20 protein-coding genes are annotated in these 21,001 nt (G+C 75.1%); 9 read left to right on the forward strand and 11 right to left on the reverse strand.

Translation table 11 applies throughout. The features are described from left to right. Positions 1-180: 180 nt before the first annotated feature. Both ACFVHV_RS20165 and ACFVHV_RS20170 read right to left on the reverse strand, forming a co-directional pair. On the reverse strand, positions 181-678 hold the full coding sequence (locus ACFVHV_RS20165) for a GNAT family N-acetyltransferase (RefSeq protein ID WP_380352479.1): 498 nt from the start codon (positions 676-678) through the stop codon (positions 181-183). Beyond that, positions 675-2,021, reverse strand: coding sequence for a DUF6271 family protein (locus ACFVHV_RS20170; protein WP_380352481.1), 1,347 nt, complete (start codon positions 2,019-2,021; stop codon positions 675-677). The genes ACFVHV_RS20165 and ACFVHV_RS20170 overlap by 4 nt, the downstream gene beginning before the upstream one ends. 358 nt (positions 2,022-2,379) lie before the next feature. Here ACFVHV_RS20170 and ACFVHV_RS20175 point away from each other — a divergent pair, with 358 nt between their 5' ends. The 3 genes from ACFVHV_RS20175 (at position 2,380) to ACFVHV_RS20185 (ending at position 5,495) form a co-directional block, all read left to right on the forward strand. Continuing rightward, on the forward strand, positions 2,380-3,573 hold the full coding sequence (locus tag ACFVHV_RS20175) for a peptidoglycan-binding protein (RefSeq protein WP_359898252.1): 1,194 nt from the start codon (positions 2,380-2,382) through the stop codon (positions 3,571-3,573). Positions 3,574-3,732: 159 nt separating this feature from the next. Further along, positions 3,733-4,416: a DUF2269 domain-containing protein gene (locus ACFVHV_RS20180; RefSeq protein WP_380352483.1), complete on the forward strand. Its 684-nt coding sequence runs from the start codon at positions 3,733-3,735 to the stop codon at positions 4,414-4,416. Between the two features lie 71 nt (positions 4,417-4,487). Continuing rightward, positions 4,488-5,495 carry an LLM class flavin-dependent oxidoreductase gene (locus ACFVHV_RS20185; protein WP_359898257.1) on the forward strand — a complete coding sequence of 336 codons (1,008 nt, stop codon included), beginning with the start codon at positions 4,488-4,490 and terminating at the stop codon, positions 5,493-5,495. Between the two features lie 135 nt (positions 5,496-5,630). Here the strand turns inward: ACFVHV_RS20185 and ACFVHV_RS20190 are convergent, their stop codons facing one another. Next, a complete protein-coding gene (locus ACFVHV_RS20190) occupies positions 5,631-7,187 on the reverse strand; it encodes an APC family permease (RefSeq protein ID WP_380352485.1) in 1,557 nt (518 codons plus the stop codon). 200 nt (positions 7,188-7,387) lie between these two features. After that, on the reverse strand, positions 7,388-9,034 hold the full coding sequence (locus ACFVHV_RS20195) for an amidohydrolase (protein ID WP_380352486.1): 1,647 nt from the start codon (positions 9,032-9,034) through the stop codon (positions 7,388-7,390). 205 nt (positions 9,035-9,239) lie between these two features. On the opposite strand from ACFVHV_RS20195, the gene ACFVHV_RS20200 reads away from it, so the two are divergent. The 5 genes from ACFVHV_RS20200 (at position 9,240) to ACFVHV_RS20220 (ending at position 12,965) form a co-directional block, all read left to right on the forward strand. Then, positions 9,240-9,848, forward strand: a complete 609-nt coding sequence (locus ACFVHV_RS20200) for a TetR/AcrR family transcriptional regulator C-terminal domain-containing protein (RefSeq protein WP_380352488.1) — start codon at positions 9,240-9,242, stop codon at positions 9,846-9,848. Positions 9,849-10,516: 668 nt separating this feature from the next. Further along, positions 10,517-10,900 carry a hypothetical protein gene (locus ACFVHV_RS20205; protein ID WP_359898247.1) on the forward strand — a complete coding sequence of 128 codons (384 nt, stop codon included), beginning with the start codon at positions 10,517-10,519 and terminating at the stop codon, positions 10,898-10,900. A gap of 4 nt (positions 10,901-10,904) precedes the next feature. Further along, positions 10,905-12,032, forward strand: a complete 1,128-nt coding sequence (locus ACFVHV_RS20210) for a hypothetical protein (protein WP_380352490.1) — start codon at positions 10,905-10,907, stop codon at positions 12,030-12,032. Positions 12,033-12,114: 82 nt separating this feature from the next. Continuing rightward, the gene (locus ACFVHV_RS20215) at positions 12,115-12,510 is read left to right on the forward strand and encodes a roadblock/LC7 domain-containing protein (protein WP_359898245.1); all 396 of its coding nucleotides are present in this window, start codon (positions 12,115-12,117) and stop codon (positions 12,508-12,510) included. Between the two features lie 80 nt (positions 12,511-12,590). Further along, complete coding sequence (locus tag ACFVHV_RS20220; RefSeq protein ID WP_359898244.1) at positions 12,591-12,965, forward strand: hypothetical protein; 375 nt, start codon at positions 12,591-12,593, stop codon at positions 12,963-12,965. Positions 12,966-13,183: 218 nt separating this feature from the next. Here ACFVHV_RS20220 and ACFVHV_RS20225 read toward each other — a convergent pair whose 3' ends face one another. The 6 genes from ACFVHV_RS20225 to ACFVHV_RS20250 form a co-directional block, all read right to left on the reverse strand. Then, entirely contained in the window at positions 13,184-14,335 is a 1,152-nt protein-coding gene (locus tag ACFVHV_RS20225) for an NUDIX hydrolase (RefSeq protein ID WP_359898243.1), read from the reverse strand. A gap of 385 nt (positions 14,336-14,720) precedes the next feature. Then, entirely contained in the window at positions 14,721-15,599 is an 879-nt protein-coding gene (locus tag ACFVHV_RS20230; protein ID WP_359898242.1) for an SGNH/GDSL hydrolase family protein, read from the reverse strand. Then, positions 15,580-16,869, reverse strand: coding sequence for a glycosyltransferase (locus tag ACFVHV_RS20235; RefSeq protein ID WP_380352492.1), 1,290 nt, complete (start codon positions 16,867-16,869; stop codon positions 15,580-15,582). The genes ACFVHV_RS20230 and ACFVHV_RS20235 overlap by 20 nt, the downstream gene beginning before the upstream one ends. Beyond that, entirely contained in the window at positions 16,866-18,083 is a 1,218-nt protein-coding gene (locus tag ACFVHV_RS20240; RefSeq protein WP_380352494.1) for a glycosyltransferase family 4 protein, read from the reverse strand. The genes ACFVHV_RS20235 and ACFVHV_RS20240 overlap by 4 nt, the downstream gene beginning before the upstream one ends. Before the next feature lie 108 nt (positions 18,084-18,191). Further along, on the reverse strand, positions 18,192-18,380 hold the full coding sequence (locus ACFVHV_RS20245; protein ID WP_359898239.1) for a DUF1508 domain-containing protein: 189 nt from the start codon (positions 18,378-18,380) through the stop codon (positions 18,192-18,194). Between the two features lie 137 nt (positions 18,381-18,517). Further along, positions 18,518-19,195, reverse strand: coding sequence for a TetR family transcriptional regulator (locus ACFVHV_RS20250; RefSeq protein ID WP_359912371.1), 678 nt, complete (start codon positions 19,193-19,195; stop codon positions 18,518-18,520). Positions 19,196-19,276: 81 nt separating this feature from the next. On the opposite strand from ACFVHV_RS20250, the gene ACFVHV_RS20255 reads away from it, so the two are divergent. Continuing rightward, entirely contained in the window at positions 19,277-20,158 is an 882-nt protein-coding gene (locus ACFVHV_RS20255; RefSeq protein ID WP_380352496.1) for an SDR family NAD(P)-dependent oxidoreductase, read from the forward strand. A gap of 112 nt (positions 20,159-20,270) precedes the next feature. Here the strand turns inward: ACFVHV_RS20255 and ACFVHV_RS20260 are convergent, their stop codons facing one another. Further along, positions 20,271-20,918 (reverse strand): HNH endonuclease family protein, encoded by a 648-nt coding sequence (locus tag ACFVHV_RS20260; protein WP_380352497.1) that lies wholly within the window; start codon positions 20,916-20,918, stop codon positions 20,271-20,273. Positions 20,919-21,001 lie beyond the last annotated feature (83 nt).

The raw sequence follows: 21,001 nt of genomic DNA on the forward strand, positions 1-21,001 counted from the left end.
TTGTTTACTTGGGGGAGGGCTGGGCGTTTATGGGGGTCGCCGGGGTAGGCGGGCGCGGGTGGGGGTGTCGGGGGGGCGGCGGCGGGGGGGCGCCCCCGCCACCAGCTTCACCCGACGGGGTGATCCTCGCCGGTCGAACTGGGCCGAACGAGTGATCATCCGTCCGCGTATCCGCGCAGGTCAGCGCACCGGCATCGACATGTACACCGCCCGTCGCCCGTAGCAGGCGGGCACCGGCACCTCCCGGTGCGCCCGGTAGCCGAGCAGCCGCAGCAGGATGTCCGCCCCGCGCACCGCGACCATCGAGATCCGCTCGTAGCCCTGCCCGCTCGCGTGCTCCCGGAAGTGCCGGATGAAGCCCAGCGCGACCTCCCGTCCGCGCAGGTCCTCGGCGATCACCAGGTCGTGCACGTGCAGGTTGGTCGAGCGGAAGGCCTGCTCCTCCGGGCGGCTGAGGTCCGGGCAGCGCAGCGGCGGGTAGGGCAGGCTCAGCAGGTAGCCGCGCACCACGCCGCGCTGCTCCAGCACGAAGCAGGTGCCGGGCGAGCTGCGGGCGCGCGACTGGAGCGCCTCCCGGCCCTCGGACAGGCCGTCGGCCGCGTAGGCGTCGTGCTCCAGCGCGACCACGGCGTCCCAGTCGTCGTCGGCCAGCTGCCGGATCCGGAGGTCCTCGCTCACCGGGCCGGCGCCTCCGTGCCGGCGTCCGCGCCGTCCGTGCCGGCGTCGAGCCCCTCCGCGCGGGCGGCGGCCACCATCGGCGCCCAGGCCTCCACCAGCACCGCCCACCGCTCGGCGTCCTGCCGGGCCTCGTCCAGGAGCTGCTGCCGCTGCCCGGCCACCACGTCCGCGAGCTCGGCGTACTTGCCGCCCAGCTTGCGGTAGGAGCGGTCCAGGACGTCCAGGCAGTGCACGTTCCCGGCCGGGTCCCAGTCGACGCTGCCCCGCACCAGGTCGATGATCGGCTCGACCTTCAGTCCGTGCCGCTCGTCCAGCAGCCCGCGGCCGAGGTCGATCATCCCGCCGTAGACCGGGTACAGGTACAGCATCGAGAGCAGGAACTTGACGAACCGCATCTGGTAGGAGACGAAGCCGGTGCCGGTGCGGCGCTCGGGCGTGTAGTAGTTGACGATGTGGCGGTTGTGGACGACGCCGGGCAGCCGGGAGTGGACCATGGCGTGCAGCAGGGCGTAGTCGCTGCCGATGGTCTCGATCGAGGGCAGCAGCGGCAGCACCTCGTAGGCCCGGTGGTCCAGGGCGATGTTGCACATGTAGACGTCCCAGATGTCGGGCACGCCGAGGACGGATTCGTCGGTGCTGAACGGCTCGGAGCCGGCGCCCTTGAAGGACACGTCCACCATCGCGTCCCTCTCCTCCTCCGACCACACCGGCGGGGTCCACAGGCGCACCACGTCGCGGTAGACGGCCGGGTCCATCTCGTGGATCTCGCTGATGTCCACGTTGAGTTCGCCGATGAAGGAGCCGCTGACCAGCATCACCGGCTTGTCCGCGTCGGCCGGGTCGAGCTCGGAGCGCGACACGCCGGCCGCCGCCTCGCCGGCCGGGCGGCCGATCGAGAGCAGCTCGTGGTGGATCGGGAAGACCTTCCGGCCGTCGACGACCTGGAAGTCGGCGTCGTCGTTGCGCAGGTGCGCCGAGGTGCAGCCCAGGGCGGCCGCGCCGAGGAAGAGCCGGTTGACGCAGGAGCCGTACGCGACGGCCCGCGGGAGCATCAGGTCGAGCAGCAGTTCGGGGTCGGCGGCGCCGGAGCGCTCGGACACCCGGCGCAGGAACTCCCGCTGCCCCGCCTCGCCCAGGTGGTGGACGGCCACGCCGGGGGTCGGCTCCAGCGCGGCCACGGCGCCCGCGTTCTCCGCGAACCCGACGGCGTCGGTGGTGTCGAGGACGAGGAGGTGCACCTCGACCCCGAAGGTCGCGACGGCGTAGGCCGCCTCCTCGGCGAGTTCCGCGATGGTGTCGGGGCAGGGCCGCATGGTGGGCAGGGCGAGGCAGACTCTTTGCATGGTGCGGATTTCTCCATCGGATCGTCAGATTCGGTTCCACGGAGGCCAGTTGGGCGCACAGGGAGATCCCGGGCGCGGGCTGGTGCCGGTCCGCCGGACTACCGTGGACTAGACCACTTTTGATGTCAACGATTGACAGCGGCGCCCCGGCGGGGTGCAATGCGCCCCCTCCCGCGCGATCCACCGCCCCCGCACGGGCGCCGGAATCGCACACGGGGGCGAACGCCCCCTGCAGAGTCGAACGTCCGGACGGGCACGGGGGGTTCACCGCCGGGCATTTGCGCCGTCGGGGTCAATCCGCGAGCCGTACCTGCCGATACCGGAAGTGATGCCCTTACGCCGTTCGGAGGAGCCCGCAATGCCCGAACCGTGGCTGCCCGGTGCCGAGATCCACGACCTCGGCGACCACGCGCCGACCGATCAGCAGTACCCGCCGAAGGCCATCGCCCACATCACCTGGGACCGCAACGCGACCGCCGCCGCACCGCAGGACTGGTGCCCCTACGAGGACCTGGTCGGCTACTTCACCGGCAGCGGCGCCGGCAGCGCGCCGCACCTGGTCTGGGACCCGTTCAGCGGCCGCACGGCGCAGCTGTTCCCGGCCGACTCCCGCTCGAAGAGCCTGCTCAGCCCCGCCGAGAGCCCGACCCGCACCAACCGGGCCGGGCGGGTGGTGATCCAGATCGAGGCGGTCTTCTTCCCCTACTGCCGCTACCAGGGCGGCGTCTACCCGCGGCTGGTCGACACCCCGTGCGCGGGCTGGGACCGCATCCACGCCTGGATCTCCTCCTGGGGCGTGCCCGACATCTGGCCGATGGGCCGGCCCACCGACTTCTCCGGCCACCGCGACGAGCGGACCTGGGAGGCCTTCGGCGGCTGGTACGCGCATGCCCACGTGCCCTACAACGACCACACCGACCCGGGCTCCTGGCCCGACGTCACGGCCGGGCCCGGCTCCCCGGACATCCCGCCCTCCCAGCAGCACCCGGTGCCCCCCGCCGCGCCCGCCCGCTACCAGGTCAGCATCAACGGCCTGGCGTACGGCTACGGGGCCCAGGGCTACCAGGTGACGGCCGTCGGGCGGGCGCTGGTCGCGCACGGCTTCGGCGACCACTACCGTTCCGGCCCCGGCCCGAACTGGACGGACGCGGACACCGAGAACTACTCGGACTACCAGGGGAGTCTGGGCTACTCCGGGCAGGCGGCGGACGGCGTCCCGGGCGCGGGCTCGCTGCGCCGGCTGCTCGGCTACCTGCCCGGGCAGCGGACGGTCTCGGTGGCCCACGTGATCGAGGCGGCCCGGACCGACCCGGGGGCCGAGCAGGGGCACCTGACCTACCCGGCCGAGGCGGCCATCGTGGAGCAGGCGCTCGTGGACGAGGGACTGCTCGACCAGCGCTGGGTGGACGGCTCGTTCGGCAGCCGGACGGTCTCCGCGTACGCGGCCTGGCAGCGGAGCTGCGGGTACGAGGCGGGGGCGGCGGACGGGATCCCCGGCCCGGCCTCGCTGCAGCGGCTGGGCGCGGCGCAGGGGTTCGCGGTGACCGACTGAGGGGCGGTGCTGCTCCCGGGGGAGGCGTCGCCGGTGCCACGCCGAGGCTGTGTACTCGCTCGGGAGTAGACGAGGTTACTTCCACCGTCAGATGCCGGATGAGGCAGGGACGGGAGAGTCTGGGGCCGTCCTGGTGACCCCGACTCGAAGGAGGTACCCGTGCGCTCGCCCACCGGCGCCGTCGCGGCGTCCGAACCGACGCCACGGCGGGTGGCGGCACCCGCGTCCGGGGGCCGCCGCCTGCCGCCGGCGGTGCGCAAACCGCTGGTCGTCCTGCACGTCGTCGCCTCGGTGAGCTGGCTGGCCTTGATGCTTTGCCTGCTCACCCTGGCGGTGACGGCCCTGACGACCGGGGACGCCGACCGGCTGCGCACCGCCTACCGGGCGATGGGCCTGCTCGGTGACGCGCTGATCCTGCCGCTGAGCCTGCTCACCTTCCTGAGCGGGGTGGCGCTCGGGCTCGGCACGTCCTGGGGGCTGTTCCGGTACTACTGGGTGAGTACCAAGTTCTGGCTGACACTCGGGGCGATGACGGCCTCCGTCCTCGCCCTCACCGACCGGCTGCACGACGCGGTGCGGGTGGTGGAGGCGCACCCGACCGGCCCGATCACGGTGGCGGACCTCGGCTTCGTCCGCTACAACACGGTGATCGTTCCGGCGGTGGCGCTGACGCTCTACCTGTTCAACGTGATCCTCTCGGTGTACAAGCCCTGGGGCCGCCGCAAGGCCCACGCCAAAGTCACGGCCCCGGCCCAGGTCACCGCCCCGGCACCGGCACCGGCCCCGGTCAGGGCCGAGGCCACGGACACGCGTCCGGGCCGAATACCCGGAGCGGGCGACTGACCGGCAGGCCGTCGGCCGCGGCCCGGTCGCACGGGGAATGCCCGTGCGGGGCGCAGGCGTTGTCCGACGACGTGACCACTGCCGCGCCCACGACCAGGCTCTCCGTGCTCGACCGCTCCCGGACCAGACAGGGCGAGGAGCCGGCCCAGGCACTGCGGAGCACCGTGGCCTTCGCCCGTGAGGTGGAGCGGCTCGGCTACCACCGGTTCTGGGTCTCCGAGCATCACGGCGTGCCGGGGGTGGCCGGGTCGGCGCCCACCGTGCTCGCTGCGGCGGTGGCGGCCGCCACCACGCGCATCAGGGTCGGTACCGGCGGGGTGATGCTGCCCAACCACCAGCCGCTGGTGGTGGCCGAGCAGTTCGGGGTGCTGGCCGCACTGTTCCCGGGGCGGATCGACATGGGGCTCGGGCGCTCGGTGGGCTTCACCGACGGTGTCCGGCGGGCGCTGGGGCGGGAGAAGGACGCCGCGGACGCGTTCGGTGCCCAGCTGGCCGAACTGCTCGGCTACTTCGACGGCTCGCAGCCGGCGAACCGCGGGGTCCACGCCCGTCCGGCCGAAGGCCTGCACGTCCCGGCCTTCGTCCTGGCCACCGGCACGGGCGCCGACCTGGCCGCCGACGCGGGACTGCCGCTGGTGATCGCCGCCCCGCGCGGAGTGGACCGGATGCTGGAGGCGATCGACCGCTACCGCGCCCGCTTCCGTCCGTCCGCGCAGGCCGCCGAGCCGTACGTGGTGGTCTCGGGCACGGTGGCCGTCGCCGACACGGCCGAGCGGGCGTGCGAGCTGCTCGTCCCGGAGGCCTGGTCCGGCGCGTACTCCCGCACCCACGGCGAGTTCCCGCCGCTGACCTCCGCCGCCGAGATCCGGGCCCGGGCGATGACCGCCCGGGAGCGGGCCGCGTTCGAGCAGTCGCTCAAGGGCCACATCGCGGGCACCCCGGAGCAGGCCGCCGCCGAGCTGGCGAAGCTGGTCGAGTGCAGCGGGGCGGACGAGTTCCTGGTCACCACCAGCACCTACGACCGCACCGCGCTGCTCGACTCCTACCGGCTCCTCGCCGAGGCCGTCGGCCAGATCTGACCAGGCGAGGGCCGGGTCGGAGCTGGTACGTGGGGCCCGCAGCCTGCCCGTCGCCCGGCGCCCGTCCCCGCCCTCGGCACGTCCCCCGCCCCCGGCCCGGCGCCCGGCGCCCGTCCCCCGCCCGTCGCCCGTGGCTCAGCCCGCGTCGACCTCGGTCGTCCCGAGCCGCGCGTACACCTCCGGCCGCCGGGCCCGCAGCCGCAGGGCGATCCCGACGCCGGTCAGGAAGACCACCGGCACGATCGCGACCAGCGGCCAGTTGACCTCCGGGCCGGCGCCGGTGAAGAGGTCGAGCCGCCACACCACCAGCGCCGTGGCCCCGCACAGCAGCACGGTGGCGGCGAGCGGTGCCACGGCCGTACGGAACACCCCGGCGCTCGTGGCGGCCGCCCGGTTGCGGCGGAAGAAGGCGAACACGGCGAGGCCGGCCAGCGCCTGGAGCACCAGGATGCCCACCACCCCTGGGGAGTTCACCCAGAGGAAGAACTGGTTGTACGGATCCGCCCCGATCAGCGCCGCCACCCCGACGGCCACCGCCGCCAGCACCGACTGCGCGATGCCGCCGATCCACGGCGAACCGTGGCGCGGGTGGATCCGGCCGAGGGCGGCCGGGGCGGCCCGCTCGTTGGCCAGCGCGTAGCCGTACCGGGTGATGGTGTTGTGGAAGGCGAGCAGTGCCGCGAGCAGGCTGGTGACGATCAGCACCCGCTGCACCTCCGTCGCCCAGCCGCCGACGTAGTCGGTCATCGCGGTGAAGAACATCCCGGCCGGGTCGGCGGTGGCGGCGGCGACGGCCTCGGTGTCGCCGAAGGCCTGCACGATCATCCAGGTGACGAAGGTGTAGAAGAGGCCGAGGAAGGCGATAGCGGCATAGGTCGCGCGCGGCACGGTCCGGTGCGGTTGCCGGGCCTCCTCACGGTAGATCGCGGTGGCCTCGAAGCCGATGAACGCGGCGAAGGAGAGTCCGAGCACGCCGCCCATCCCCCCGGAGAGCACGTGCTCGGGGGCGAACGAGGACAGGCTCAGCCCGTGCGCCCCGCCCTTGACCAGCACCGCCACCGCGAGCACCAGCAGGATGCCGGTCTCGGCGATCAGCAGCGCCCCGAGCACCTTGGCCCCGAGGTCTATCGAGCGGAAGCCGAGGAACCAGACCACCGCGACCCCGAACAGCGCCCAGACCGGCCAGGGCAGGTCCAGCCCGAGCAGGTCGGCGGCGGTGGTGCGGGCGAAGAACCCGAAGGCGCCGAACATCCCGATCTGGATGGCGTTGTACGAGAGCACCGCGAGCAGTGCCGCACCCAGCCCGGCCGCCCGGCCGAGGCCGCGGGTGACGTACGCGTAGAAGGCGCCGGCGTTGCGGATGTGCGCGGTCATGGCGGTGAACCCGACCGCGAAGAGCGCCAGCACCACGCCGGTGGCCAGGTAGGCGACCGGCGTGCCGATGCCGCCGAAGGAGATCGCGAACGGTGCCACGCCGGCCATCACGGTCAGCGGCGCGGCGGCGGCCACGACGAAGAAGACGATGTCGCCGGTACCGAGCACCCCGCGTCCCAGGCCGCCGGAGCCGCCGGAGCCGCCGGGGGAGCCCGGGGAGCCCGGGGAGGCGGACGTGGAGGTGGCGGAGCCGGAAGCGGCAGCGGAGCCGGGGGGACGGAGCGCGGAGGAGGAGGCCGCGTCGGAGGGCGGGTTCATGGGGGAGCTCTCCTGAGGTCGTGCGAACGAGGAAGCGACGGTCGGCGGCGGACACGCGCCGGCCGCCGACCGGGGAACGAGGCACGGCCGCCGTGGGGGACGGCCGGAACCGGTCGGGAAGTCCGTCGGGGCGGCTGGGGTTTGCCGGGGCGGCCGGGTCGGCCGGGGCGGCCGGGTCGGCCGGGGGGGAGCGGGGCGCCTCAGCGGGTCGAGCGGTCGGCGCCACCGGGCGGGCCGCCGTGGGTGCGCCGCCCGCCGAGCCAGGTGCCCGCCACCCCGATCGAGGCCAGCTCACCGGCCGGCACCGCGTAGGGGTCGGTGGCCAGGTGCACCAGGTCGGCCCGCATGCCCGGTCGCAGCACACCCCACTCGGCCTCCTCGAAGGCCTGGTGCGCCACACCCGCCGAGTACGCCGCCAGCGCCTCGGCGAGCCCGATCCGCTCCTCGGGCAGCCAGCCGCCGTCCGGCAGGCCGCCCGGGGTCTGCCGGGTGACGGCGGTGGCCAGCCCGGCCAGCGGCTCGTAACGGGTGACCGGCCAGTCGCTGCCGAAGGACACCCGGGCGCCGCCGCGCAGCAGGGCGGCGATCCGGTACTGCCGGGAGCCGCGCTCCGGGCCGATCCGGGGCAGGGTGAGCTCGGTCATCAGCGGGTCGGTCTGTGCCCAGAGCGGCTCGAAGTTGGCGATCACGCCGAGCTCGGCGAAGCGCGGCAGGTCGTCGGGGTGGACCAGCTGCACGTGGGCGATCACCGGCCGGCGGGCGCGCGGCCCGTTGCGGCGGGCGGCGGCCTCGACGGCGTCCAGCGCGATCCGTACGCCGAGGTCGCCGATCGCGTGGATGTGCGGCTGGAAGCCCAGCGCGTCCACGGCGGTGACGGCCTCCGCCAGTTCGGCGCCGGTCCAGTTGGCGACGCCGTGGGAGTGCGGGCAGTCGCTGTACGGCTCCAGCAGCGCGGCCGTCCCGGACTCGATGACCCCGTCGGCGAAGAACTTGACCGCCCGCGCGGTGAGCCGCCCGTGCCCGGCGGCCTCGACCCGGTCGCGGTCGGCGGCCAGGCGGGGGAGCCGCTCGCGCCAGCCGTCCGGTTCGAGCAGCAGGGCGAGCCCGGCCCGGACCGGCAGGCCCTCCTCGGCGACGGCCGCCAGCCAGGTGTCCACCTGCGCGGGCTCGACCCAGGCGTCCTGGAGCCAGGTGATCCCGGCGGCCGCTAGCGCGGCGGTGCTCTCCCGCAGTGCGGCGACCTGCTCGGCCAACGGCGGCGGCGGGACGAGCGCGAGGACGGGGTTGAGCGCACCGAACTCGCGCAGGGTGCCCAGCGGGCTGCCGTCCGGCCGGCGGACGATCTCGCCGCCCACCGGCTCGGGGGTGTCCGGCCCGTACCCGGCCCGGCGCAGCGCCTCGCTGTTGGCCCAGCCGGTGTGGTGGTCCATGGTGCGCAGCAGCACCGGGCGGTCCGGGACGGCGGCGTCGAGCAGTCGGGCGTCGAACAGTCCGCCCTCGGCCAGCCACGGGTCGACGGCGTCGCCGGTGATCCACTCGGCCTCGGGGTGGCGCTGCGCCCAGTCGCGGACGGCCGCCACGACCTGCTCCAGGCTGGTGCAGTCGCGGACCGGCGCGCCGCGCAGGCCGATGCCGCCGAGCAGCGGGTGGACGTGTCCGTCGCCGAAGGAGGGCAGCAGGGCGCCGCCGTCGAGGTCGACGGTCTCGGTGCCTTCGTCGCGCAGGGCGAGGGCGGCGTCGCCGAGGGCGGCGATCCGCCCCGCGCCGACGGCGAGGGCGTGGGTGCGGGGGAGGGCGGGGTCTCCGGTGTGGATCCGGCCGCCGGTGAAGATCGTTTCGGCACGCATGCGGGGGTGTGGGTCCTCTCCGGGGCAGGGCGGGCCGACGGGTGCGCGGCCTGCCTAACCGAATGGGGTTCGGTTACCGTAGGCGCGGCACCGGCGGGTGCGGAAGAGTTTTACTGAAAGCCGTTCAGTAACGCTTGGATAACGATGATCTTGGTCTGCCGGTGCCGACGGGCCGCTCGGCGACCCCGAAGGTGAGGAACCGGGCATGCCCAGGCCGCGCACACCCCTGCTGGACCGGCAGCGCATCGTGGACACCGCGCTGCGGCTGGTCGACGAGGCGGGGGACCTCACCATCCCCGCGCTGGCCGGTGCGCTCAAGGTCAGCCCCTCCGCGCTCTACCACCACGTCGCGGGCCGGGCCGAGATCGTCGCCCTGATGCGTGCCGAGCTGGTGCGCACGATCGGCGAGCAGTCGATGTGGGACCAGTCCTGGGACGCCGCGCTGTGCACCTGGGCGCACGCCTACCGGGACGCCTTCGCCGAGCACCCCGGCATCATCCGGCTGCTCGCCACCGCGCCGCTGGCCGAATCGTTCATGCACGAGCTGTACGAGCGGGCCGTCGCCACCCTGGAGGACGCGGGCTTCGCCGCGCAGGACGTGATGGGACTGATCACCGCCCTGGAGAGCTTCGTCCTGGGCTCGGCGCTGGACCTGGTCGCCCCGGACGTCATGGTCGACGCCGTCGACCGGGGCGCCACCCCGCGGCTGGCCGACGCCCTGGACGCCGTCCCCGCCGGGCGCGAGCGTGCCGACCGGGCCTTCGGGCTCGGGCTCACCGCCCTGATCGAGGGCTACCGGGCACTGCTGGGCTGACCCTGGGCCCGGTCCGGCCCCGGCGCGCAGCCCTGGTCCGGCCCCGGCGCGCAGCCCCGGTCGGGCGCCGGTTCGCCCCCCGGCCCGGGGGCGCCCCGCCTCGCCCCGTTCGCCCCGGGGCCGCTGCCGTTCGCCCGGCCACGATTTCTGACCAGGCGTGATGTCCTGCTAGTGTTCACCCCGTCGAGAGGAAGTGATCTTCCGGGAAACGGAATCTCGAACAGGCGTCAGCGGTGCTACCAGAGCACGCCCTACTTTCAGTAGGGAGAGTCCGTGCGATCCGGGCCTGGCGCTCCCATCGAAGGGGCTCGTTCCGTCCAGCGGAGCGGGCCCCTTCGTCGTGTTCGCCTTCCGCGCCCGCGCCCTCTTATCGTACTTTCGGGCTCGAAACCCTCTCTTGGGGCTCGATACCGGCCAAGGTGCCGTGCCAGGTGGCCGGTGAACGGTACTCCAACCTCCCTGGCCGACCGGTGGGGGCGAGGTCGCATCCGGTCTGATGTGCCGTCAGTTCTTGGCTGGAACTGGCCGTTACTGATGTGAATATGCCATTGGAATGTTCGTCATATGGAATCCGGCAGTAGCCTTCCGTGTCGAACTAGCCACTGCTGGTGGTGAACCGGCCGGTGCCGCGCTGCGCCCGGCCGCCCAGACCCCGCGAAGGAGCCGGTGTGCCCGGTATCGACGAATGCCTCTCCGGAGCGATGGCGATCCACGGGGCCCGCGCCGCGAGCCTGGTCGACTGGAGCAGCGGGCTCGCCCTCGGCAGCCTCGGGGACAGCCCGACCGGAGAGCACGAGACCTCCGCCGCCGAGGCAACCGACCTGGTGCGGGCGGCCGTTGAGAGCCAGACCTTCACCGTGACGGAGGACCGGCGGGCCCCGTTGGAGGACATCATCGTCACCGCCGGCCGCAGCTACCACCTGATCCGCTTCATCGACACCGTCTTCGACAACAGGCTCGTCCTGCACCTCTGGCTGGACCGCGCGGAGGGCAACCTCGCCGCCGCCCGCTTCCGCCTCCAGGCACTCGCCGAGGAGCTGGTGCTGGGGTGAGCGCGTGACCGCCGCGACCGGCACCGCGCCGCCGTCCCCGGCGGAGGCCGCCACCCCGAGGTCCCCGGGCGAGGCGCTCGCCCTGCTCGCCGACCGCCGCGCCACCGGCGCCCTGCGCGGGCCGCTCGGCAGCCTCCACCTGGTCGACGGGCGGGTGGCCGCCGCCGAGTCCCTCCGGGCGCCCGGACTGGCCGACCTGCTCATCGGCTGCGGTCGGACCACCCCCGAGGACTGGGCGGAACTGCTCCGGGCTCACGGCCCGGGGGCGAGGGTCGGCGAGGCGCTGGTCGAACGGCGGCTGCTCACCCGGGGAGAGCTCGAACTCGGCCACCTGGGAACGCTGTTCGACGCCGCGTTCTTCGTGCTGGCCGACCCGGCCGGCGGCGTCTGGCGGTTCGAGGCCGACGCCCGGCACTGGCTCGGGCCGGTCGCGGAGGTCGACCCGGCCCGGATCCGCCGCGAGGTCGAGCGCCGCCGGAAACTGCTCGACGGGATCTGGCCGTGGGCGCAGCTCGACACCGCGCCCGTCCGCCCGGCCGAGTGCGGCCGCCGGTCGTCCCACCGCTCGTGCGGCCGCCGGCGACGTGAGCTGTTGGACCACGCCGACGGTCGCAGGACCCCGGCGGACCTGGCCCGGCTGCTCGGCCGCTCCGGCTTCGGGGTGACGGCCGATGTCCGTCGACTGGCCGCCGCCGGACTGCTGGACGCCCCGCGCCCGCCCGACGAGCCGCGCCCGCCCGCCCCGGCATCCGCGGTGCCCGCTGCACCTGCGGCACCTGCGGCGCCGGAGGCCCCGGCGGCGGTCCCGGTGTCCGAGGCGCGGCCGACGACCGCTCCCCGGCCCGAAGTCCCCCCGCCGGCCGCGAGCGGACCGGCCCGAGGGCTGCACCGCCGGGTCCCCGGCGCCAGCCTCCGGGGCGCCGGCCTCCCCGGCACCCCGGTCACGGCCGTTCCCGCCCCCGCTGCCGCTTCCACTCCCGCCTCCGCCCCCGAGGCGGCCCGCAGCGGGACCGACGCCCCCACGTGCCCCGAACGCCCGCCCATCACGGCAGCGGCCCACCCGCTGGCCGTCCCCGATCCGGACGTCGCGCTGCTGACCCGGATCCGAGACCTTCTGGAGGCCCGACTTTGACCCATTCCCCGCCCGCGACCCCGTCGTTCCGGCCATGAGGCGGGCACTCAAGCAGCGTGTCGGAAGGAGACAACTGATCGCCTTGGAGACCGAGTTGCTCGCCGAACTGCGTGCCGTCAAGCACCGCGTACCGCACCTCGCGGGTGGTCTGGTGGCCAGCGTGGACGGCCTGTTGGTCGCGCACGACACCCACGGCACCGAACCCTCGGGACTGGCCGCGATGACGGCGGCCTCGCTCTCGCTGGCCCAGCGGCTCGCCGACACCACCGGTCAGGGCGAGTTCCGCGAGTCGTTGGTGCGCGGCGAGAACGGCTACGTCGCCACGTACGCGGCCGGCGGCAGCTGCGTGCTGACCCTGCTGGCGCACCCCGACGTCAACGTCGGCCGGCTGCACCTGGAGGCCCGCCGCAGCGCCCAGCGCATCGCGGGGCTGCTCAACGACGCCCTCGTGCCCAAGGATCCGCGCGACACGGGCTGACCCGGGCAGACCCGGGCCGACCACCGAACCATCGTCCCCATCCGTCCCGAACCACCCATCACCGAACGGGAGTTACCCAGATGACCGACGCACCCGGCGCGCTCAAGCAGGCCATGACCAGCATCGAGGGCGCCATCGGCGCGGCCCTGGTGGACTACAACAGCGGCATGGCGCTGGCCACCCTCGACGGCCCCGGCGGCCTGGACCTCAACGTCGCCGCCGCCGGCAACACCGACGTGGTCCGCGCCAAGATGCGCACCATGGACATGCTCGGCCTCCAGGACGGGATCGAGGACATCCTGATCACCCTGAGCAGCCAGTACCACCTGATCCGCCCGCTCACCGGCCGTACCGGCAAGGGCCTGTTCCTCTACCTCGCACTGGACAAGGCGCGCGCCAACCTCGCGATGGCCCGCCACCAGCTGGGCCGGATCGAGGCCGAGCTGGAGGTCTGACGCGCTGTCCCGGGACACCGCCCCGGGACAGCCGCCCCGAGGCGCCACCCTGGGACAGTCGCCCCGAGACGCCACCCCGGCGCGGCGCCCGGGCGCGCGGGTCGCAGGTGCGCGGGTCGCGGGTGCGCGGGTCGCGGGTGCGCGAGCCATGGCCGCGCGGGTCACGGGCGAGGCCCCGGCGGTGGTTCGGGCCGCCGCCGGGCTCCGTCCGGCGGGGCTCACCCCCGGGGCAGGTCCGGCCCCGCGGCCTGCCCGCGCACCAGCTCGGCCGGCCCGCCCGACCGCTCCCGGGCGGCCAGCGCGGCGGCCGTCCGGTCCCAGGACGGGCCGGTCAGCAGCGTCCGTGCCTCGGCCGGATCGCAGAGCCGCCACTCCACCAGCTCCTCCTCCGGCAGCACGATCGAGCCGAGCATCCGCTCCGTCACCGTGCCGCCGTCGAACACGTACACCAGGACGGCGGTGTCCCGGCCGGTCGCCGGGTCCGCCGCCGGGTCGGCCGCCGCACCCGGCTGCCAGTCCAGCGCCAGCAGCGGCCCCGGTTCGACCTCCCAGCCGAGTTCCTCGCGGATCTCCCGCCGGGCCGCCGCCCGGGGCATCTCCCGGTCCGCCTCGACCCCGCCGCCCGGCAGCGTCCAGTACGGGACCTGCCCGCGCGGCCCGTCCCACGGTCGCAGCCGTACCAGCAGGACCCGGCCGGCGGCATCGGTGAACAGCGCCCGCGCCTTGGCCCGGATGCGCGGCCGGGTGGCGTAGTAGGTCTCCCGGTCCATCGGCGGCTCCGGCCGCTCCTCGGTCGGCGGCGTCAGCCCCGGCGCCGCGGCCAGCCCGGTGTACGCGGGCACCGGCCCGTCGGCGGGCAGCCGCCGGAGCGTGTGCCCGACCGGCCGGCTGTCCTCCAGCTCCAGCGGCCCGTCGTCCCGCGGCGCCAGCAGGCAGGCCGTCACCCGGCGCGACAACCGGGGCGGCAGCGCGTGCCCGGCCTGCTCCGTCGTCAGCCAGGTCCAGCCGCCGACCTCCGCCGCGTCCGGCCGGAACGCCGCCGCCTGCGCCGCCGTCAGCGGCTCGGCCCAGTACAGGTACGCGACGATCGGCAGGTCGCCGTGGCGCAGCAGCGCCCAGTCCACGCAGGCCAGCGGTCCCAGTCGGGGCGTGAAGCCCAGCTCCTCCCGGATCTCCCGCAGGGCGGTCTCCCGGGGCGACCGGTCCGCCGGCTCCCACCCGCCGCCCGGGATCGCCACCGGGTGCTTCCGGTCGTACGGCAGCCGCACCACCAGCACCCGCCCGGCCCCATCCGGGAACAGCACCCCCGCCGCCGCCAGGACCTCCCGGCCGACCGTGCCCGCGTTCTCCACCCCGACTCCCTCCGTCATGTTCTCCCCGGACACGACAACCGGGCCCACCTCTACGGTTCCCTCCGGGCGGCACTCCCGATCCCCCACGATCGGGCGATCGGGAGGCCCGGCGCCGCCCGGTTCGGCCGCTCGCGGCGTTCGGTCCGGGTCGGCCCACGGCGGTACTCCGGGGCCGTCCGGCGTGGTCACCGGCACCCGGACCCCGTCGACGGCGCGGAGCCGGTTCCCGTCCGGACCCGGGCGGTGCGGCTCCTCCGGGTGTCCGCCGGACGCCCGGCAGGGGTTGCTCCCGACGCTTCCGCGCAGTGTCGCGCGCTCCTCCTCGGACCACGCGCGGTGCCACGTTCCGGCGCCGGTGAACTCCTCCTCGGACAGCCGTCGTTGCGGGGCCGACGCGGGCCCCTCACCCCAGGGAGGCCAGCGCCTGTGCCGCCGCGCGCGCCATCTGTTCGTCGTGCCGTCCGCTGCCGCCGCGCAGGCGGGCGACGCCCTCGGCGGCGGCCAGGGCGAGCAGGCCCGGCAGCAGGTCGGTGCTGCGGGCGGCGAGCCAGCGGGTGCCCCGGGTGGCCATCCACCAGAGGTCGGCGGCCGGGCCCGGCGGGGCCTCGGCGGGGGCGGCGGCCGGCGGTGGGCCGAGGGGGTGGCCGGCCTCGGTGAGCAGGTCGTGGAACCGCAGGGCGATCAGGTGGTGGCCCTCGGCGCTGGGGTGCAGGCGGTCCACGCTCAGCAGCCGGCGCTCGGCCAGCCACGGCAGTTCGGTGAGGTGCAGGTGTATCGCCCGGTGGCGCTCGGTGAGGGCGTGCACCACGGTGTTGACCGCCCGCATCCGGCGCGCCAGCGGCCGGGCGAGCGGTGCCGGGAGCCGGAGCAGGCTGCCCGGGTCGGGCAGGCAGGCGGTCAGCAGCCTGGCGCCGTGGCCGGACAGTTCCCCCATCGTGGCGTCCAGTTCCAGCGTGGCGCGCCGGATGTCGAAGCCGGTGCGCAGGGTGTCGTTGCCGCCGACCACCACGGCCGCCAGCTGCGGCCGCAGCGCCAGCGCCCGCGGAAGCTGACGGATCGTCAGTTCCGTGGTGAGCGCCCCGCTGTACGCCAGGTTGGTGAACTCCGCGGCCCGCCCCTCGGGTGCCAGCGCGTCGGCCAGGACGGCGGCCCAGCCGCGCCAGCCCTCGCCGACCCGGTCCCCGACCCCTTCCGTCAGCGAGTCCCCGAGCGCGACGAAGCGCAGTGGTTCGCCCGCCGCGGGGCGCTCCCGCGCCGCCCGGTCACGCCCGGCTTCCAGCATGCTCGTCCCGACCCCCGTCCACCGCCTCGTCGTGGTGCGCGCCGTGCGCCGCCAGGAACGCCGCCACCGCCGCCGGCCAGCCGTACCGCTCGGCCTGCGTCCGGGCGGCGGCCCGCCGCAGGTCCTCCGGCCGCCCCAGCAACTGCCGTACCGCGGAGGCGAATCCACTGCCCGTGTCGACGGCCGTCGCTCCGGCGAGCCCGATCAGGCCGGGCAGCGCGGAGGAGCGGCTGACCGCCACCGGGGTTCCGCAGGCCAGGGCCTCCATCGCGGCCAGGCCGAAGGTCTCCACCGGCCCGGGCGCGAGCACCACGTCCGCGCAGCCCAGCAGCCGGGCCAGCTCGGCACGCCCGCCCAGGTGCCCGAGGAAGCGTACGGGCAGTCGCAGCCGTGCGGCCCGGGCCGCCAGCCGTTCCCGCAGCGGGCCGGTCCCGGCGACCACCAGCACCGCGGGGTGCCGCCGCGCGCGCAGCTCGGCCAGGGCCTCGATCGCCCGCTCGGGCCGCTTCTCCGCCGAGAGCCGCGAGCAGAGCACCAGCAGCGTCTCGTCCGGAGCGGCGTAGCGGGCCCGCTCGGCGGCGCAGGTGGCCGGCGGCAGTGGCCGCATCGCCTCAAGGTCCACCCCCAGCGGGGCCCGGACCAGGTTCGGGGTGCCGATCCGCCGGAACTCCGCGGCGGCCCAGTCGGTGGTGCAGAGCACCGCGTCGTAGGCGCGGGCGGTGGCCGCGTTGAGCCGGTCGGCCGCCGTGCCCGCCAGCGGGCCGGGCAGGCCCCAGGTGCGCAGCACCCCGGCCGCGCTCTCGTGAGAGACCATCACCGACCGCACCCCGTGCCGCCGTGCCCAGGCGCCGGTCCAGCGCAGCGTGGTGCGGTCGGACACCTCCAGCCGGTCGGGGGACAACCTGGTCAGTTCGGCGGCCACCGCCCGCCGGTCGGTGAGCAGCCGGTAGCCGCCGGCGGCCGGCAGCACCGGGCCGGGCAGGGTGACGACCACCCCCTGCTCGGTCTCCTCCTCGGAGCGCCGCTCCCCGGGGACGATCAGCACCGGACGGTGCCCGGCCGCCCGGTACCCGGCGCCGAGGTGGCGCAGCGCGGTGCGCAGGCCGCCGGAGACCGGGGTGACGAAGTTGGCCAGCCGGACGATAGTCAGCGCCTCGCCGGCCCTGGGCGCGTCGTCGGCCCTCGGTGCCCCGCCGGCCGGCCGAGGAGCCCCACCGGTCGGCCGAGCCCCGCCGGTCGTCCGTGCGCTGTCGTCGGGAACGGGGGTCATGCCGGCAGCTCCTCCGGCAGGACGGGCGCCACCGGTTCGACCGGCGCGGGGGCGGCGGCCGGCAGCGGCAGCCCGCGGTGTTCCGCCAGCACCTCGGCGTAGTGCCGCAGCAGCAGGTCCCCGACCGCCTCCCAGGTGCGCGCGGTCACCTCGGCCCGGCCGGCCTGCCCGTACCCGGCCCGCCGCGCCGGGTCGGCGGCGAGCTCGGCCACCGCGCGGGCCACCGCCGCGCCGTCCCGGGGCGGTACCAGCAGGCCGGTGCGGTGGTGGGCGACGAGGTCCAGCGGTCCGCCCGCCGCCGGGCCGATCACCGGTACGCCGCTGGCCATCGCCTCCTGGATGGTCTGGCAGAAGGTCTCCAGCGGGCCGGTGTGCACGAAGACGTCCAGGGTCGCGAAGCAGCGGGCCAGTTCGTCACCGGTGCGCCGGCCGAGGAACACCGCGCCCGGCATCGAGGCCTTCAGCCCGGGCGCCGAGGGGCCGTCCCCGACGACCACCACCCGTACGCCGGGCAGTGCCGAGGCCGCGGCCAGCAGGTCGACCCGCTTCTCCGGGGCCAGCCGTCCGACGTACCCGACCAGCACCTCCCCGCCGGGGGCGAGCGCCCGGTGCAGCGCCTCGTCCCGGTGCCGGGGGTGGAACCGCACCGAGTCCACCCCGCGCGGCCACAGCTGCACCCGCGGCACCCCGTGCGCGGTCAGGTCCTGGGCGGCGGGGGTGGAGGGCGCCAGGGTGCGGGCGGCCGCGCGGTGCACGGCCCGGATCCGCCGCCAGGCGGTGGCCTCCCCGAGTCCCCGCCCGGCCCGGTAGGCGTGGGCGTAGCCGGCCAGGTCGGTCTGGTAGACGGCCACGGCGGGCACCCCGAGCCGCGCCGCGACCTGCATCCCGCGCGCGCCGAGCACGAAGGGGCTGGCCAGGTGGACGATGTCCGGACGGTGCCCGGCGATCGCGGCCGACAGCTGCCGGCTGGGCAGGGCGATCCGCACCTGCGGGTATCCCGGCAGCGGGACGGACGGGATGCACACCACGGGAATCTCGCCCGCCGGGGTGCCGCCGAAGGTCTCCGGCGGGCATTCGGCGCCCCGCGCCGGTGCGGGGGTGACGACGAGGGGCCGGTGGCCCCGGCGGACCAGGTGCTCGGCCGTCCGCAGCACGCTGTGGGCGACTCCGTTGACCTCGGGCGGGAAGGATTCGGTGACGATGGCGACGCGCATGCCAGTGTTCTGTCCGCGTCCGGCGTGCACCCGGCCAAAGGGATCTGTCGTAGAGGAGAACGCGGGTCGGCGATTTGCACCGCCGACCCGCGGCGCGGTTCGCGTCCGTCACACGGACCCGGCGGTCTCCTTGAGCTCCGCGTACGGCGCGAGCTTGCGGATCGACTCGATGCTCCTCAGGCAGTCGTCCTTGCTCTCCTGCGGGTCGCCGGTCACCACGATCGCCCCGTTGCTCGCCTTGAGCCGGAACCGGTGCATGCCGCCCTCGTCCACGTACAGTTCGAACTTGCCAGCCATGCCAGAAACAGCCTTCCGCTCGGTTGACCCCCTGGCACCGGAACCTAGGGTCAAATCCCTTGCGCGGCACGTCAGATGATCCATCCGAGTGCACCGGAACGGGAGTTGGCGCGGGTCGAACGGGCCGGGCGGGTGGGTCAGCCGAGCGGCTCGGCCCGGCCGGCGGCCAGCCCGGTGACGGTGGCGGTCAGGATGCGGGCGAGCCGGGGTTCGACCTCGATGACGGCGTGCGCCAGCCGGGGGTCGGTGCGGTAGAGGGCGGCGACCTCGGCGCCCGGGTTCGCGATCTGCCACATGGCCCCGGCGAGGGAGACGGCGGTGGCGATCAGGTCGGTGACGTCCTGGTCGTCCAGTGCGGGCAGTTGTTCGCGGACGGCCGCGCCGATCGGTTCGCGGGCGGCGAGCGTGGCGAGCTTGAAGTCGCGCACCGCGTCGAGCGAGACGTTGCGTTCGAGGTTGAGCGGGGCGTGGGCGAGCAGGTCGCAGAACATCCCGCGGGCGGCGAGCGTGGTGGCGAAGGCCCGCGCCACGGCGGCCGGGCCCGGCTCCGCGCTCTCCCGCAGCCGCGCGGTCAGCGCGTCCGACCACTCCGCCCAGCCCTCGGCGGTGAGCCGCAGGAAGATCTCCTCGCGGGTCTCGAAGTACCGCAGCAGCGCCGACTTGTGCATTCCCACCGCGGCGGCGATGTCGGTCAGGGTCACGTCCCTGATGCCGTGCTCGTGGCCGAGCGAGCGGGCCGCGGCCAGGATCGCGGCCTCGCGCCGGCGTTTGGCCTCGGGTGAGCGTGCGCGCTGGAACTCCGATGCTGCATCCACCCGCCCATGGTAGGGCAACACCGTTGCCGTAATACCGCAACATCGTTGCGCTAATAACGCAACGATGTTTTACTAGAAGCCATGGAGCAGAACACGGAACAGACCTGGTTCATCACCGGCAGCTCGCGCGGCTTCGGTCGCGCCCTCGTCCGCGCCGCACTCGAAGCCGGCGACCGGGTGGCCGCGACCGCCCGCCGCCCCGAGCAACTCGCCGACCTCGCCGAGGAGTTCGGTGACCGGATCCGCCCGATCGCGCTGGACGTCACCGACCCGGCGGCCACCCGGGCCGCCCTCGCCGAGGCGCACGCCGCCTTCGGCCGGATCGACGTGCTGGTGAACAACGCCGGCTACGCCAACGTCTCGCCGATCGAGACCACCGAGGACGCCGACTTCCGCGCCCAGTTCGAGACCAACTTCTGGGGCGTCTACCACGTCACCAAGGCCGCGCTCCCGCTGCTGCGCGAGCAGAAGGGCGGTCTGGTCGTGCAGTTCTCCTCGATGGGCGGCCGGGTCGGCGGATCCCCGGGCATCGCCTCCTACCAGGCGGCGAAGTTCGCCATCGACGGGTTCAGCCGGGTGCTGCGCGCCGAGACCTCGCCGTTCGGCGTGCGGGTGCTGGTGGTCGAACCCAGCGGCTTCCGCACCGACTGGGCAGGCTCCTCGATGGTCGTCCACGACGTCCCGGAGGCCTACGACGAGACGGTCGGCGCCGTGAACAGGCGGCTGCGGCAGGGGGGCGACGGCGCCGCGGGCGACCCGGTCCGGGCGGCCGAGATCCTGGTCCGGGTGGCCAAGCGGCGCGACATCCCCCACCACCTGCCGCTCGGGGTCAACGCCGTCGAGGGCTCGATCGCCATGGACCGGCGGCTCCTGGAGGAGGACACCAGGTGGCGCGAGGTGGCCCGCTCGGCCGATTTCGCCGAGGCCTACCCGGTCGACTTCCCGGCCGACTCGGCCGACTGACCGCGCCGCGCCGCCCGGCACCACCGCCGCGCCCGCCCGGCGCCGTCGCCGCGCCCGTGCGCGGCACCGCGGCCCGGCGCGGGGTGAGCGCCGGGCCGCAGGGGTTTCCGGGTCAGCAGTTGTCGAGGATGCCGGTGAGCGCGGTCTTCTCGGCGCTGTCCACGCCCAGGCCGTAGTACTGCTTCACCTGCACCCAGGCGCGGGCGTAGGTGCAGCGGTAGGAGGCCTGGGGGAGCCACTCGGCCGGGTCGCGGTCGCCCTTGGAGCGGTTGCTGCTCGCGGAGACCAGCAGCAGCTGGGGGCGGGTGACGTCGTTGGCGAAGGCCTGGCGCTGTGCGGTGGTCCAGGCCCAGGCGCCGGAGGCCCAGGCCTCGGAGAGCGGCACCAGGTGGTCGACGTCGAAGGAGGAGGCGTTGGTGGTGGTGGCGCCGTCGTACGGCGAGGACCAGTTGCCGCTGGTCGCCTTGCAGGAGGTGTCGGTGGCGACGTTGCTGCCGTCCCGCTTGACGACCCACTCGCGGGTGTCGCAGGTGCCGCTGATGGTGATCCAGGTCGGGAACAGCGTGCGGTCGTAGGTGTCCCCGTGGGTCTCCGCGGTGGCGGGCATCGCCGCGAGGTAGCTGCGGGCGGTGGCCGCGGAGATCGGGGTCGGCAGGGCGGCCTGGGCGGGGGTGCCGGCCGTGAGCACGGTCGCGGCGGCGAGGGCGGCGGCAGCCGGTATGCAGGACAGGAACCGGCGCACGGGTGCGGTGGGGGCCATGGCGGACGCTCCATCATCAGATCGGAAGAACTGCTGAATTGCGTGCGCCAGTGTGGCGATCCGGTCACCTACGCGGGTAGACC

It is taken from the genome of Kitasatospora sp. NPDC127116 (assembly GCF_042677365.1).
Classification (GTDB): Bacteria; Actinomycetota; Actinomycetes; order Streptomycetales; family Streptomycetaceae; genus Kitasatospora; species Kitasatospora lactacystinica.

Excerpts from the sequence above, each read along its gene's own strand:
- ACFVHV_RS20255 (WP_380352496.1), top strand. The coding sequence starts at position 19,277 with ATGGAGCAGAACACGGAACAGACCTGGTTCATCACCGGCAGCTCGCGC.
- ACFVHV_RS20230 (WP_359898242.1), bottom strand. The coding sequence starts at position 15,599 with ATGCTGGAAGCCGGGCGTGACCGGGCGGCGCGGGAGCGCCCCGCGGCG.
- ACFVHV_RS20200 (WP_380352488.1), top strand. The coding sequence starts at position 9,240 with ATGCCCAGGCCGCGCACACCCCTGCTGGACCGGCAGCGCATCGTGGAC.
- ACFVHV_RS20170 (WP_380352481.1), bottom strand. The coding sequence starts at position 2,021 with ATGCAAAGAGTCTGCCTCGCCCTGCCCACCATGCGGCCCTGCCCCGAC.
- ACFVHV_RS20235 (WP_380352492.1), bottom strand. The coding sequence starts at position 16,869 with ATGACCCCCGTTCCCGACGACAGCGCACGGACGACCGGCGGGGCTCGG.
- ACFVHV_RS20175 (WP_359898252.1), top strand. The coding sequence starts at position 2,380 with ATGCCCGAACCGTGGCTGCCCGGTGCCGAGATCCACGACCTCGGCGAC.
- ACFVHV_RS20190 (WP_380352485.1), bottom strand. The coding sequence starts at position 7,187 with ATGAACCCGCCCTCCGACGCGGCCTCCTCCTCCGCGCTCCGTCCCCCC.
- ACFVHV_RS20240 (WP_380352494.1), bottom strand. The coding sequence starts at position 18,083 with ATGCGCGTCGCCATCGTCACCGAATCCTTCCCGCCCGAGGTCAACGGA.
- ACFVHV_RS20225 (WP_359898243.1), bottom strand. The coding sequence starts at position 14,335 with ATGACGGAGGGAGTCGGGGTGGAGAACGCGGGCACGGTCGGCCGGGAG.
- ACFVHV_RS20195 (WP_380352486.1), bottom strand. The coding sequence starts at position 9,034 with ATGCGTGCCGAAACGATCTTCACCGGCGGCCGGATCCACACCGGAGAC.
- ACFVHV_RS20220 (WP_359898244.1), top strand. The coding sequence starts at position 12,591 with ATGACCGACGCACCCGGCGCGCTCAAGCAGGCCATGACCAGCATCGAG.
- ACFVHV_RS20260 (WP_380352497.1), bottom strand. The coding sequence starts at position 20,918 with ATGGCCCCCACCGCACCCGTGCGCCGGTTCCTGTCCTGCATACCGGCT.
- ACFVHV_RS20245 (WP_359898239.1), bottom strand. The coding sequence starts at position 18,380 with ATGGCTGGCAAGTTCGAACTGTACGTGGACGAGGGCGGCATGCACCGG.